Annotated in this window: 11 protein-coding genes; 8 read left to right on the forward strand and 3 right to left on the reverse strand. The window is 65.3% G+C overall.

The genetic code is table 11. From position 1 onward, the window contains the following. Positions 1–22: 22 nt before the first annotated feature. From NMG10_RS12635 to NMG10_RS12650, 4 genes are all read left to right on the forward strand, one after another. A complete protein-coding gene (locus tag NMG10_RS12635) occupies positions 23–796 on the forward strand; it encodes a class I SAM-dependent methyltransferase (protein ID WP_254464467.1) in 774 nt (257 codons plus the stop codon). Between the two features lie 13 nt (positions 797–809). Continuing rightward, positions 810–1,256, forward strand: coding sequence for a ribonuclease HI (gene rnhA / locus NMG10_RS12640; protein WP_028690529.1), 447 nt, complete (start codon positions 810–812; stop codon positions 1,254–1,256). A 162-nt stretch (positions 1,257–1,418) separates the two neighbouring features. After that, on the forward strand, positions 1,419–2,174 hold the full coding sequence (gene dnaQ / locus NMG10_RS12645; RefSeq protein WP_254464468.1) for a DNA polymerase III subunit epsilon: 756 nt from the start codon (positions 1,419–1,421) through the stop codon (positions 2,172–2,174). Between the two features lie 154 nt (positions 2,175–2,328). Continuing rightward, positions 2,329–4,572, forward strand: a complete 2,244-nt coding sequence (locus NMG10_RS12650; RefSeq protein ID WP_234560501.1) for an Orn/Lys/Arg decarboxylase N-terminal domain-containing protein — start codon at positions 2,329–2,331, stop codon at positions 4,570–4,572. Here the strand turns inward: NMG10_RS12650 and NMG10_RS12655 are convergent. Continuing rightward, the gene (locus NMG10_RS12655) at positions 4,556–4,774 is read right to left on the reverse strand and encodes a hypothetical protein (protein ID WP_028690532.1); all 219 of its coding nucleotides are present in this window, start codon (positions 4,772–4,774) and stop codon (positions 4,556–4,558) included. The two genes, NMG10_RS12650 and NMG10_RS12655, sit on opposite strands and share 17 nt — an antisense overlap. A gap of 158 nt (positions 4,775–4,932) precedes the next feature. Here NMG10_RS12655 and NMG10_RS12660 point away from each other — a divergent pair, with 158 nt between their 5' ends. Then, the gene (locus tag NMG10_RS12660; RefSeq protein ID WP_232856337.1) at positions 4,933–5,493 is read left to right on the forward strand and encodes an NADPH-dependent FMN reductase; all 561 of its coding nucleotides are present in this window, start codon (positions 4,933–4,935) and stop codon (positions 5,491–5,493) included. 96 nt (positions 5,494–5,589) lie between these two features. Here the strand turns inward: NMG10_RS12660 and phnX are convergent, their stop codons facing one another. After that, positions 5,590–6,417, reverse strand: coding sequence for a phosphonoacetaldehyde hydrolase (gene phnX, locus NMG10_RS12665; RefSeq protein WP_234560500.1), 828 nt, complete (start codon positions 6,415–6,417; stop codon positions 5,590–5,592). Between the two features lie 34 nt (positions 6,418–6,451). Then, positions 6,452–7,558 carry a 2-aminoethylphosphonate--pyruvate transaminase gene (locus NMG10_RS12670; RefSeq protein WP_203651911.1) on the reverse strand — a complete coding sequence of 369 codons (1,107 nt, stop codon included), beginning with the start codon at positions 7,556–7,558 and terminating at the stop codon, positions 6,452–6,454. 114 nt (positions 7,559–7,672) lie between these two features. Here NMG10_RS12670 and NMG10_RS12675 point away from each other — a divergent pair, with 114 nt between their 5' ends. The 3 genes from NMG10_RS12675 to NMG10_RS12685 all read left to right on the forward strand — a co-directional run bounded on the left by NMG10_RS12675 (position 7,673) and on the right by NMG10_RS12685 (position 14,253). Further along, complete coding sequence (locus NMG10_RS12675; protein ID WP_203651913.1) at positions 7,673–8,536, forward strand: LysR substrate-binding domain-containing protein; 864 nt, start codon at positions 7,673–7,675, stop codon at positions 8,534–8,536. 64 nt (positions 8,537–8,600) lie between these two features. Continuing rightward, positions 8,601–9,629, forward strand: a complete 1,029-nt coding sequence (locus NMG10_RS12680; protein WP_232856335.1) for an AraC family transcriptional regulator — start codon at positions 8,601–8,603, stop codon at positions 9,627–9,629. Positions 9,630–9,810: 181 nt separating this feature from the next. Beyond that, positions 9,811–14,253 (forward strand): NEL-type E3 ubiquitin ligase domain-containing protein, encoded by a 4,443-nt coding sequence (locus NMG10_RS12685; RefSeq protein WP_254464469.1) that lies wholly within the window; start codon positions 9,811–9,813, stop codon positions 14,251–14,253. The last annotated feature ends 17 nt before the right edge of the window (positions 14,254–14,270 follow it).

The raw sequence follows: 14,270 nt of genomic DNA on the forward strand, positions 1-14,270 counted from the left end.
AGAACCTTCGAGGGAGAATGCAATGACCGACCAAGCCTTCGCCCAGGCCGACCCCGACTGGGTCGAGCTCATCAGCCTGGCCCGCGACTGGTTCAATGGCCCCCTTGGGCAGTTGATGCTCAAGGAAGAGGAAAAGTTGCTCGAAGAAGAGCTGCGGCGCTTCTTCGGTGGCTACCTGGTGCACTACGGCCCCTGCGTCGAACCGCCGCCCAACGCCCCGCAGGTGCAGCGCAACGTGCGCCTGGGCGCGCCGTTGCCGGGGGTGGAGATCGTCTGCGAGGAGCAGGCCTGGCCGCTGTCGGAACATGCCGCCGACGTGGTGGTGCTGCAGCACGGCCTGGACTTCAGCCTCTCTCCCCACGGATTGCTCCGGGAGGCGGCCAGCGCGGTGCGCCCGGGCGGTCACCTGCTGATTGTCGGCATCAATCCGTGGAGCAGTTGGGGGGTGCGGCATTTCTTCAGCCAGGGCGCCTTGCGCAAGGCCCGCTGCATCTCGGCGTCGCGGGTCGGCGACTGGCTCAACCTGCTGGGCTTCGCGCTGGAGAAACGCCGCTTCGGGTGCTATCGTCCGCCGCTTGCCTCGCCGGCCTGGCAACAGCGCCTGGCCGGTTGGGAGCGGGTGGCCGGGGGCTGGCAGGGCGCCGGTGGCGGTGTCTACCTGCTGGTGGCGCGCAAGATGGTGGTCGGCCTGCGGCCGCTGCGCCTTGAGCGCCGCGAGCCGATGGGCAAGCTGCTGCCGCTGCCGTTGGCCAAGGTCAATCGCAGCGCCACCCACCCCGATTCCGAAAAGCACTGAACACGAGTGGTACATGAGCGATAGCGTCGAGATCTACACCGATGGTGCCTGCAAGGGCAATCCCGGCCCGGGCGGCTGGGGCGTCCTGATGGTTTTCAAGGGCGTCGAGAAGGAACTGTGGGGCGGCGAGCGCGAGACCACCAACAACCGCATGGAGCTGATGGCCGCGATCGAGGGCCTGAAGGCGCTCAAGCGCGAGTGCGAGGTGGTGCTGACCACCGACTCCCAGTACGTGATGAAGGGCATCAACGAGTGGATGACCAACTGGAAGAAGCGCGGCTGGAAGACCGCCGCCAAGGAGCCGGTGAAGAACGCCGACCTGTGGATGGCCCTCGATGAACAGGTCAACCGGCACAAGGTGACCTGGAAGTGGGTGCGCGGGCACATCGGCCACCCGGGCAACGAGCGGGCCGACCAGTTGGCCAATCGTGGGGTCGATGAGGTGCGGGCTCAGCGTTGAGCCAACTGGGGCTGCTGCGCAGCCCTTTCGCGGCACAAGGCCGCTCCTACAGGATTTACACGGTCCCAGTAGGAGCGGTCTTGTGCCGCGATGGGCCGCAAAGCGGCCCCGATTCCGGTATACTCCCGCCCCGAATTCAAGCCCCGCAAGTTGGAGTCACCCGTGGAGCAGCAGCAAGACAAACGGTTCGTCATCCTCGACACCGAGACCACCGGCATGCCGGTGGCCGAAGGCCACCGCATCATCGAGATCGGTTGCGTCGAGGTCGTGGGCCGGCGCCTGACCGGGCGGCACTTCCATGTCTACCTGCAGCCCGACCGCGAGAGTGACGAGGGTGCGATCAACGTCCACGGCATCACCGACGCCTTCCTGGTCGGCAAACCGCGTTTCGGCGATGTGGCCGAGGAGTTCTTCGACTTCATCCAGGGCGCCACCCTGGTCATCCACAACGCGGCGTTCGACGTCGGCTTCATCAACAACGAGTTCGCGCTGATCGGTCAGCAGGATCGCGCCGACATCTCGCAGCACTGCCCGATCCTCGACACCCTGATGATGGCGCGCTCGCGCCATCCGGGGCAGCGCAACAGCCTCGATGCGCTGTGCAAACGCTACGGTATCGACAACTCTGGCCGTGAACTGCACGGCGCATTGCTCGACTCGGAACTGCTGGCCGACGTCTACCTGGCGATGACCGGCGGCCAGACCAGCCTGTCGCTGGCGGGGGATGGCGCGCAGGGCGAGGATGGGCAGGGCAGCACCGGCAGTGAGATCCGTCGGATTACCGGTCGTGCGGCGGGTAAGGTGATCATGGCTAGCGAGGAAGAGCTCGAGGCCCATGCCGAGCGTTTGGCGGCCGTCGCCAAGTCGGCGGGTGGGCCGGCGATGTGGCAGGTGCTGACCGAGGCCCCCGCCAGCTGATTCTCTGACAGTACCGGCCCTTTCGCGGGTAAACCCGCTCCCACAGGCAACCCCCCCGAACCTGTGGGAGCGGGTTTACCCGCGAAGAGGCCGGCACTGACGACACCAGCCTCAACTACCCTGAGGGGGAAGCCCCCGCAGAGGTAGCCGCCCGATGTACAAGGACCTCCAGTTCCCCATCCTCATCGTCCATCGGGCGATCAAGGCCGACAGCGTCGCCGGCGAACGGGTGCGTGGCATCGCCGACGAACTGGCCAGGGACGGCTTCGCCATCCTCGCCGCCGCCGACCAGGCAGAGGCGCGCCTGGTGGCCGCCACGCATCATGGCCTGGCCTGCATGCTGATCGCCGCCGAGGGTGTCGGCGACAATAGCCGCCTGCTGCAGAACATGGCCGAGCTGATCCGCCTGGCCCGGCTGCGCGCACCCAACCTGCCGATCTTCGCCTTGGGCGAGCAGGTCACCCTGGAGAACGCCCCGGCCGAGGCCATGGGTGAGCTCAACCAGTTGCGCGGCATTCTCTACCTGTTCGAAGACACCGTGCCCTTTCTCGCCCGCCAGGTGGCGCGGGCCGCGCACACTTACCTCGACGGTTTGCTGCCACCGTTCTTCAAGGCCCTGGTGCAACACACCGCGCAGTCGAACTACTCCTGGCACACCCCAGGCCACGGCGGCGGCGTGGCCTATCACAAGAGCCCGGTGGGGCAGGCCTTTCACCAGTTCTTCGGCGAAAACACCCTGCGCTCGGACCTGTCCGTGTCGGTGCCCGAGCTGGGCTCGCTGCTCGACCATACCGGCCCCCTGGCCGCCGCCGAGGCGCGGGCGGCGCGCAACTTCGGCGCCGACCATACCTTCTTCGTCATCAACGGCACCTCCACCGCCAACAAGATCGTCTGGCACGCCATGGTCGGGCGCGGTGACCTGGTGCTGGTGGACCGCAACTGCCACAAGTCGGTGGTGCATGCGATCATCATGACCGGCGCCATCCCCCTCTACCTGTGCCCGGAGCGCAACGAGCTGGGCATCATCGGGCCGATCCCGCTCAGCGAATTCACCCCGGCGTCCATACAGGCAAAGATCCAGGCCCACCCGCTGGCCCAGGGGCGGCCGGCGAAGATCAAGCTGGCGGTGGTCACCAACTCCACCTACGACGGGCTGTGCTACCACGCCGGGCTCATCAAGCAGACCCTCGGCGCCAGTGCCGAGGTGCTGCACTTCGACGAGGCCTGGTTCGCCTACGCCGCCTTCCACGAGTTCTTCACCGGCCGCTATGCCATGGGCACGCCGCGCGGCGATGAGGGGCCGCTGCTGTTCAGCACCCATTCCACCCACAAGCTGCTGGCCGCCTTCAGCCAGGCGTCGATGATCCATGTGCAGGACGGCGCCGCCCGCCAGCTGGACCGCGACCGCTTCAACGAAGCGTTCATGATGCATATCTCCACCTCGCCGCAGTACAGCATCCTCGCCTCGCTGGATGTGGCCTCGGCGATGATGGAAGGCCCGGCCGGGCGCTCGCTGCTGCAGGAGATGTTCGACGAGGCCCTGAGCTTTCGCCGGGCGCTGGCCAACCTGCGCGAGCACATCGCCGCCGACGACTGGTGGTTCAGCATCTGGCAGCCCCCGCTGGCGCAGGGCGGCGAGCGCCTGGAGGCGGCGGACTGGCTGTTGCAGCCGGGGGCCGAGTGGCATGGCTTTGCCGAGCTGAGCGACGACTATGTGCTGCTCGATCCGCTCAAGGTCACCCTGGTGATGCCGGGAGCCGGTGGTGGGGCGGGCGAGCACGGCATTCCGGCCGCGGTGGTCGGCAAGTTCCTCTGGGAACGGGGGCTGGTGGTGGAGAAGACCGGTCTGTACAGCTTCCTGGTGCTGTTCTCGATGGGCATCACCAAGGGCAAGTGGAGCACGCTGCTGACCGAACTGCTGGAGTTCAAGCGCCACTACGACGCCAATACCGCGCTGGCCGACTGCCTGCCCAGCGTGCTGACGCCGCAGCCGTCACGCTACCAGGGGCTGGGGCTGCGCGACCTGTGCCAGCAACTGCATGCCTTCTACCGCGGCAATGCCACGTCCAGGCAGCTTAAGCTGCTGTTCACCCGTTTGCCCGAGGTGGCGATGACCCCGGCCGAGGCCTATGACCGGATGGTGCGCGGGGAGGTGGAGGCGGTGCCGATCGAGCAGCTGCTGGGCCGGGTCGCGGCGGTGATGCTGGTGCCGTATCCGCCGGGGATCCCCTTGATCATGCCGGGCGAGCGCTTCACCGAGGCGACCCGCTCGATCCTGGTCTATCTGGAGTGCGCCCGGGCCTTCGATCAGGGCTTCCCGGGCTTCGTCGCCGACGTGCATGGCCTGCAGCGCGAGGGGACGCTGTACACCGTCGATTGCGTCAAGGAATGCGGATGATCTCGACGCCGGTCTGGGCCAGCTCGAAGCGGTCGTCGCCCAGGTGGTTGACGCGGTCGCCGATGGCCAGCCGATAGCTGGTGACCGGCGCGCCGAGGGTGCTGCCGTCAGCCTGCAGGGTGGATTCCTGGAATTCGTGGACGGGGTAGATACGGCCTTCGGCGTCGCGGGCGTGAAACTGGCCGACCATTACTGCTGCCATTTAGGTGGAAACCTCTGAATCGTGTAGGAAATGTCTGTAGGCATAGACCAGTGAAACGCCCGGGAAGTTTTCAGCCGAATGGAAAAAAATCGGGAAGCCGAGGAACGGTCATCTATAACTAACAGGTCCCATTCCCAGAGCAGAGGTTGCAAAACGCCATGAGCCAGGTCTATTCGGTAGCGGTTGTCGTCGGCAGCTTGCGCAAGGAGTCCTACAACCGCAAGGTGGCCCGCGCGCTATCTGAGCTGGCGCCGTCCAGCCTTGCCCTGCGGATCGTCGAGATCGGCGACCTGCCGTTGTACAACGAAGATGTCGAGGCCGAGGGTGCCCCCGAGGCGTGGAAGCATTTTCGCGACGAAATCCGCCGCAGCGACGCGGTGTTGTTCGTCACCCCGGAGTACAACCGTTCGGTGCCGGGCGGGTTGAAGAACGCCATCGACGTGGGTTCGCGGCCCTATGGGCAGAGCGTATGGAGCGGAAAGCCGGCGGCGGTGGCCAGCGTGTCGCCGGGGGCGATCGGCGGGTTCGGCGCCAATCATGCGGTGCGCCAGTCGCTGGTGTTCCTCGACATGCCGTGCATGCAGATGCCCGAGGCTTATATCGGTGGGGCGGCGACGCTGTTCGATGATAGCGGCAAGCTGAACGACAAGACCCGGCCCTTCCTGCAGGGCTTTATCGACCGGTTCGCGTCGTGGGTGAAGTTGAACCGGGCAGTCTGATCCCCCCAAAAGCATCGCGGGGCAAGCCCGCTCCCACGCCAGGCATGCATGTATGCTGAGCGTGGGAGCGGGCTTGCCCCGCGATGTTTTTCGACTTCAGGCGCTCTGCGGCATCTCCCCCTTGGCCAATCGCCGGTTGATATCGGCAATCACTTCGGGCAACTCGTTGATGGTGTCGATCAGGTAGTGCGGCCGCGATGCGGCAAACATCCCATGGATCCGCTTGCGCTCGCTCTCCAGCTTCTCCGCGCTCAACGCCCGGTAGCCTTCCCAGGTCAGCCCCAGGGCATTGCCCGAGCACACGAGCGCCACGGTCCACATCCCGGCGCGGCGGCCTTCGAGAATCCCCGGCACGGTGTCGTCGACCTTCACGCAGGCAGCCACGTCATCGATGCCCAGGGCAATCACGTTGGCCAGCGCCTGGGCCGGCCACGGGCGGCCGTTCGGCGTCTCGTCGGTGGCCACCACATGGTCGGCCACGTAGCCGTTCTGCGCGGCCAGTTCGACCACCTTGTCCATCACCACCTTCGGGTAGCCGGAGCAGGAGCCGATTTTCAGGCCGTCCTTGCGCAGCCCGGTCAGGGTGTCCAGGGCGCCTGGGATCAGCGCCGAGTGCACGGCGATCTTCTCGATCTGCAGCGGCATGAAGCGCTCGTAGATGGCGGTGACATCGTCGTCGGTGGGCGTGCGGCCGAACACCTTGCGGTAGCGCTCGGCGATTTCCGGCACGTCGCACAGGGTGCGGATATGGTCCCACTTGCCCATGCCCATCGGGCCACGGGCTTCTTCGATGGACACCTGCACGTCGAACTCGGCGAAGGCTTCGACGAAGATCTGGGTCGGGGCGAAGGAGCCGAAGTCGACCACGGTGCCGGCCCAGTCGAGGATGGCGGCTTGCAGCTGGGTGGGGTTGCTGTAGTTCATGTGCGCGTTTTCCTTGAATTGGGTGGGCAGAGGGTCAGATGTCCAGCACTTCCATTTCCCGCAGCACCTCGGCCACGGCGTTCACGGCGGCCTGCATGCCATCGGCGCCAACCACGCCGATGCAGCCGACGCGGAAGGTCTCGACCTGGGTCAGCTTGCCCGGGTAGAGGATGAAGCCCTTGGCCTTGACCCGCTCATAGAAGTCCTTGAACTGGTAGCGCGGATCCTTCGGCGCGTGGAAGGTGACGATGATCGGTGCCTGGATGTCGGCGGGCAGGAAGCTCTTCAGACCGATCTTCGCCATGCCGTCGAGCAAGGTCTTGCAATTGTCGGCGTAGCGTTGGTGGCGAGCGGGCAGTCCACCTTCTTCGTTGTATTGCTGCAGCGCTTCGTGCAGGGCGGCGACCACGTGGGTCGGCGGGGTGAAGCGCCACTGGCCGGTCTTGGCCATGTAGGCGTGCTGGTCGTGCAGGTCCATGGCCAGGGAGTGGGCGTTGCCCTCGGCGGCGGCCAGGGCGGTTTTTTCGGCGAAGACGAAGCCCATGCCCGGCACGCCTTCCAGGCACTTGCCGGAGGCGGCGATCAGCGCTTCGAAGGGAATTTCACGAGCATCGATCGGCAGCGCACCGAACGAGCTCATGGCGTCGATGATCAGGCGCTTGCCGTGGCGCTGGATCACCTGGGCGATCTCGGGCAGCGGGTTGAGGATGCCGGTGCTGGTCTCGCAGTGGATCAGCGCCACATGGGTCACGGCGGGGTCGGCGGCCAGCAGGCGGTCGACGTCGGCGGCGGTGGTCGGCTGGTCCTCGGCGGTCTCGAAGGTGCTGTAGGCGCGGCCCAGCACCTTGCAGATCTTCGCCAGGCGCTGGCCGTAGGCGCCGTTGATCAGCACCAGCACCTTGCCGTCACGGGGTACCAGGGTGCCGATGGCGGCCTCGACGGCGAAGGTGCCGCTGCCTTGCAGGGGCACGCAGTGGTGGCTGGCGCTGCCGTCGATGATGGCCAGCAGTTGTTCGCACACGCTGGCGGTCAGCTGGTTGAAGTCGCGATCCCACGAGCCCCAGTCCACGAGCATGGCCTGGCGGGTGCGGATCGAGGTGGTCAGGGGACCGGGGGTCAGCAGGATCGGGGCGTTGCTCATTCCGGGGTTCCTCACTTGCGGTGGGCTGGAAACTTAGTGGGGCTAGGTTGCAATTCGCCGTGTCATCAATCAAATTGTTTGTAGATATGCCAGCCATAAGTCAGGCCGATAGATATGAACCTGTTCCAGCTCCGCGCCTTCGACGCCGTCGCCCGCGAGGGCAGCTTCACCCGCGCCGCCGAGCGCCTGTTCATCAGCCAGCCGGCGGTGACCGGGCATGTGAAGGCGTTGGAGGAGCACTACCAGATCACCTTGCTGCGCCGTACCGCCCGGCGGGTCGAGCTGACCGAGGAGGGCACGCGCCTGGCGGCCATCACCCGGGCCATGTTCGGCCTGGCCGAGGAAGCCCAGGCCATGCTCGAGGCCAACCGGCAGTTGCTGACCGGGCGCCTGGAGGTGGCGGCGGACGGCCCGCACCGGGTGATGCCGATGCTGGCGCAACTGCGCGAGCGCTACCCCGGCATCACCGTCAACCTGCGCCTGGGCAATGCCCAGGAAACCCTGGCCGCGTTGCTGTCGGAACATGCCGATGTGGCCGTGCTGACCGAGATCGAGCCGCGCAAGGGCCTGCACCTGCAGGCGTTATGCGAATCGCGGTTGTGTGCACTGTTGCCGGTGGGGCATGCCTGGGCGGGTGCCGGGGGTGACTTGCCGCTGGCCGAGCTGGACAGGCAGATCATGGTGCTGCGCGAGCCCAGCTCGACCACCCGGCGCACCTTCGACAAGGCCTGCGCCGACGCTGGCGTGCAACCCCGGGTGCTGCTGGAACTGGACAGCCGCGAAGCGGTCACCGAGGCGGTGGCGGCGGAGCTGGGCATCGGCGTGGTGTCCTCCACCGAAGTGGCCCATGACCCGCGGGTGGTGGCCCGCCCCCTGGGCGGCCAGGGTCTGGTCAACCAGCACATGGTCGGTTGCCTGGAGCGCCGCCGTGAGTTGCGCCTGATCCAGGCGTTCCTGAGCCTGGCCGCCGGTCAGTGATTGGCGGCTGACGTTTTCCCCATGGCGGCCTAAGATGGCGGCCACAGCGCAGACTGGATTGTCGATGAGCGAGAAGGACACCATTTCCATGCAACTGGTGCGCGAAGCCCTGTTGCAGACCTGCCCGGCCGGCGAGCCCGACGCCGGGCTGCTGGCGCGTGCCGGGATCGCGGCCGAGCAGTTGGACCTGCCCGAGGCGCGGGTCACGGCCGAGTCCTACGCCCGGCTCTGGCGCCTGTTGGCGCGGCGCTGCAACGACGAGTTCTTCGCCATGGACCGGCGCGGCCTGCGCAGCGGCAGCCTGGCCTTCATGGCCCGCAGCGCCATGGCCCAGCCGACCCTGGGCGCGGCCCTGGACAACCTGCTGGCGTTCCTGTCGCTGATGCTCGAAGACCTGCAGCCGGGCCTGGTGCGCCAGCAGAGCCTGGCCGAGATCGTCATCAACGAACCCGGCGATACGCCGCGCCGGGCGTTCACCTACTTCACCTTCTGGATGATCGTGCACGGCCTGGCCTGTTGGTTGGCCGGGCGGCGCATCCCGATCCTGGCCATCGACCTGCGCTGCGCCGAGCCGCCGTTTTGCGACGACTACCGGGTGATGTTTTCCGAGAACCTGCAGTTCGAGCGCCCGCGCACGCGGATGATCATCGCCGCCGAATGCCTTGAACTGCCGGTCAGACGCAGTGACGAGGAGTTGCAGCGCTTCCTGGCCGAGGCCCCGGGCAACATCCTGGTCAAGTTCCGCGACCCGGCCAGTCTGGCCCGGCAGATCCGCCACCGCTTGCTGGAGATGCCGCCGGGCACCTGGCCGGACGCCGAGCAGGTGGCCGCCACCTTGCACATGTCGGTGTCGACGTTGCGTCGACGCCTGTCGGAAGAGGGCCAGAGCTACCAGGGCATCAAGGACGGCGTGCGTCGGGAACTGGCCATCGCCTGGCTGGCCGAGGCGCAACTGGGATTGGGTGATATCGCCGAGCGCCTGGGTTTTGCCGACAGCAGCTCGTTCTACAAGGCGTTTCGCAAGTGGTTCGGTTGTAACCCGGGCCATTATCGTTCGCTGGTCATGCATGAAGGTGGCGTAGCGGGTGGGTGAGTCTTCCCGCTGAAGCGGCGCTGGCGGCTTGTGCACTGTGAGGCACCTTCAAGCACAAGGTCCTTACAGCATGACTTCTAATACCCTCTTGCCAACCGAAGCAGGCAGGAATGCGCAACTTCGCGCACTTTTGGACAAATTCATTGGTGCAAGACTGCCGGACTGGTTCACACAGGCTTCCGTGGAGCGCCTGAGGGCACTGCACAAGGCGTTCCAGGTCCATGAAAAGAGTCGTCAGCAACTGGCGCGGGCTACAACTGCTTTGGTATCGGCGCAACAGTTCGCCGAGCAGCATTTCCAACCGATGCTCAAGACCCTGTTGCCCGATGGGCCCGCGCTGGATGCGCTGGAGTGGGTCGACGCCTGGTACGGGGTGACGCCGATCCTGTCCACGCCTAGTGTCGAGCCACGCGAGTTGCGTTCTCCGGCACGGCTGCGGCTGATGCAGAACTTCCCTACATCCGCCTCGTTCTTTGTTGCCACAGGATTGGTGAACAGCGGCGCTTCGGCTGTCATGTCCAGTCCAGAGGGTGTTGCCGATGCCTGCCGCAAGCTGGATCTGGGCAAGCAGTACCAGGTATTGATCGCTCAGGTGTTCAGCCCGGCCAATCGAACTTTGCTTGCTGAGCATAAACGAGCCGCATTTGTCCTGATGTGCGAGCTTGCCCTGTGTCGTGCGCAGATCAGCGTCGAGGAGTACATGGTCCTTGACCAGCTTTCGAGCGGCAAGGCAGATCAGCCAGGTCAACAGTGCTTCGCCGGCGCGGGTGAGCTGCGCATGCTGGGGTTCACCGTCGAGAACGCCTTGAAGATCCAGTTGCGTGACGCGCAGGGTACGGACAAGGGCGTCATCCTCTACGTGCCCGATGATGGGCAGAACTCCCTGCGCCGTTTCGATTCAGCCCAGTGCATGGAGCAGGCGCTGGCAAGTGAGCTGGAAAACGCGGATATCCGTCGGGACTTTCGCGAACGGATTCGCCTGCGTGACCGCGCTGCCTTCAGTCAGTTGCTGGACGTGCGCCTGAGTGATGAGGTGCCAGATCTGCAAATGGAAGGTGCCGCTTCCGGGCAGGACATCTTCACCACACTGGCCACTACCCAGGTAGAGCGGTTCAAGGATGACGGCAAGCTGCTGCTGGTCTCGAATGCGGACGCCGATCAGCAGGCCGCCAACGAGCGCCTGGCCACCTGGTCAGGGATCGGTTTCACCGTGCTCGGACTGGCGGGGCTGGGTATTCCTATCGTCGGTGTGGCACTGTTCGCGACCCTGGTGGTGGATACCCTCGCGCATGTGTATGAAGGCGCTGTCGACTGGAGCGAGGGGCACCAGCATGAAGCGCTGGAGCATCTGTTCAGCGTCGCCGAGACCGTGGCGATCACAGCGGCCACCGCTGCAGGTGCCACGGCGGTAGCAAGCGTGCTCAAGCGCAGTTCGTTCGTTGACCTGCTCGATCCGGTCAGGACAAGCCAGGGCTCGCGCCTGTGGCAGGCGGACCTGCAGGTGTACGAATCTGACCCGGGGGCGGCGCGGCTGTTGGACAACGGCTTGTACGGTGAGGGCTCCCGGCGCTGGTTGCGTGTCGACGACAAGTACTACGAACTGCAACGGGAGGCGCCCGGCAAACCCTGGAGTTTGCGCCATGCCGAGCGCGCCGACGCTTACGGGCCGCCGGTCGATTTCAATGGCGAGCGTTGCTGGCGCATTCGCCTGGAGCGACCTCTGGAGTGGGACGACAGCACGCGGATGCTCAACCGTCTGTGGCCGCTGGACCCGCCGCTTTGCGCCGAAACGGCCGGACGAATACTGCAAGCTGCCGGCGTCGACAAGGAGGCATTGCGTGGGGTGCTGGTGGAGAACCGCCAGGCGCCGATCGCCCTGCGGGATACCTTGAGGCGCTATATGGCGGCGAGTCGGGTTTCGGCGCTGTTCAGCGCACTGGAAAAGCCCGGTGCGCTCCTCGAGGACACCCAGGTGCTGGCATGGTGCAGAGCCTGTGCGGACATGCATACGCTGGATGACCAAGCCATCGGCAGGCAGTTGCTGACACGACGGTATGAGCTGCGTGAGGCGCTGCACAACCACCTGGCGGAAGACCTTTTGCTCGCCGAGGATCCGCTGGAGGCATTACCGGACGATGAACCTGCAGCGGACGCGCTGCTGCAGCAGTTGCAAAGCGAGTTTCCCGGCTTGCCCCTGGCCTACGCCACCGAAGCGGTGCAGAGCGCCGACGCGATGCTGCGACGGGTGGCCATCAGCGAGTCTCGGTTGCCGATGGCGATCCTCAAACAGGTTCGCTCGCTGCTCGGGCAAGCACGACTGACACGGGCACTGGAAGGTCTTCTGCTGGATACCAGCTACACCGATGGGACTGGCGAGCTGGTGCTGGCCTTGCTGCCCAGACTCGCCAACTGGCCTGCGTCGCTGAACCTGGAGCTGCGCGAGGGTTCGGCGTTTGGCCGACTGATCAGTGTGCTGGACCCTCAAGGTCTGCGCGAGAAACGCACTGTGCTGGTCTGGCGGTCGGGCCAGTTCCACCTTTATGACCACCAGGGGCTGGCGCTGGAGCAGGACATCGACGCGCCGGGCGGGTTGTTCCAGGCCCTGGTGGGCTTGCTCGGACAGGAGGGAAAGCAGGCCCTCAAGCTCACTGGGCAGTCACCAGCCGAGCAACTGCGCCAAGCGATCATCGGCGAACTGCCAAAATCACGAGACGCAATCATCAATCGGTTAGGCTGGCGGGCAGTGGCCCCCAGGTTCAACCCTGGCAAGCGCTTGCCCGATGGGCGAGTCGGCTACACCCTTGGCGGTTCGCTCTCCAGGCGCTCGGGGACCATGGACACCCTGAGGCTGCGTGTCAGGGCGCTTTACCCCTCGCTGAGCATTGTCGAAGTGGAAAGGATGATCCAGGAGTGGCAGTTGCGCACGGGGGATGCCATCGAGGAGCTGTTGTCCCAGGAAACCAACTTCACCTACCTGGAAGATACGCTAAGCGTCTGGGAACGTGAGCCGCGCAGCCGTGCACTGCGCAATCGGCGCCGGCAGTTCTCCAATCGCCTGCGCAGCGCCTGGCGTCATGAGGGTGAAACCATTCGCAGCTACAGCCAGGACCGTGTCGGGCGTATCCTGAGCATCGAGGGCTGGCGCATCGGCTCGTTACCAGACCTGCCCGCGGAAATCGACATGGGGCACATCTACGAGTTGCGCATGTCCGGCATGGACCTGATGAGCATGTCGCCGATGTTCCTGGGCTGCTTCGATTCCCTGGAAACCTTGAGCCTGAACAATAACCTGCTGACTACGGTGCCTGAGCAGATTGCCCAGTTGCCCAGGCTCAGGCGGCTGGAGATGAGGTCGAATCGCATCCAGATGAATGCCTCGGGCGTCGCCACCTTGTCCAGCCTTGAAGGCCTGGAGACCCTGGTGCTCGACTTCAATCCGCTGCGTTCGCTGGAGCTGGACTTCTCCCGTCTTACCGAGCTGCAATTCCTCAGGGCGAACCGATGCTCCCTGAGAAGTGTGCCGACAGGTATCGAGCGATGCACTCAACTGATCCTGGCCGATCTGCGCTTCAACCTGATTTCCACGGTTCCCAATGGCCTGATGGCAACTTCGCGGACCTTCAGGCGTCGCGTGAACCTGGACGGCAACCCGGTGCCACTGCCAACGTTGACCGCATTCATGGCCGGGGACGCTGACGAACCGGTCGACGCGCAGTTGCCGGAGGTTATCGACCCCTTGCAACGCTGGCTCGAGACGGGTGAGCCGCAGGGGCGTGCTGAACGACGTGCCATGTGGCAGCGCGTGCAACAACTCGAAGGCAGCGCACAATTGTTCCTGCTGTTGGCCACCCTCACCAGGACCCAGGATTTCCTCCAGGCCCCCGAATACCTGGGCGAGCAGGTCTGGCAGTTGATCGAGGATGTCGACTCCGACAGCGTATTGCGCGACGACCTCTTCACCCATGCCGGTATCCAGCTCACCTGCCATGACAGTGTCGCGGAACGCTTCAGCAGGTTGTGGATGCGGGCACTGGTTCACCATGCCGAAGTGGAGGGCAAGGTGGGCAGCAATGGTGACGAACTGTTGAAGTTGGGGCGGGCCCTGTTTCGCCTGGACCGTCTCGATGAGTTCGCCAGGCAGGAGGTGATGTTGCGGGAGGCAGCGGGGCAGGAGGTCGACGAGCTGGAGGTCGTGCTTGGCTTGCGGGTTGAGTTGGCCGATACGCTGGGTCTGATCGGGCAGCCCAGGTCGATGCTGTATGGTGCGTTGGCGGACATCACTCCTGCGTTGAAAGAGCGGGCGGTCGATGCGGTGCTGGCGGACGAGACAGATGGGCACCTGGTGCAGAGCCTGGCCAATCGTGAATTCTGGCGTGATTACCTGAAAGTGCGGCATGGCGAGCTCTTTGCCCAGCATGACGAAGAGTTCGCTGAAAAGCTTGCCGCGTTGGATGAGCAGGCCTTGAGCAGCGATGCGTACCTGAAGGCCTGCAATGCCGTGGCGGCGGAGCGCGAGGCCAGTGAGCGCGCGATGATGGTCACGCTGACCCAGGAAGTGCTGGACCTTGAGGCCGTGGGCGTTAAGCTCGGCCCGGAGGATGGCGAATCCGCTCAGCCGGATTGACAGCTTTGGCCATTGCC

Origin of the sequence: Pseudomonas sp. DVZ6, assembly GCF_024259445.1 — a bacterium.
In the GTDB taxonomy this organism is placed as follows: Bacteria; Pseudomonadota; Gammaproteobacteria; order Pseudomonadales; family Pseudomonadaceae; genus Aquipseudomonas; species Aquipseudomonas peradeniyensis.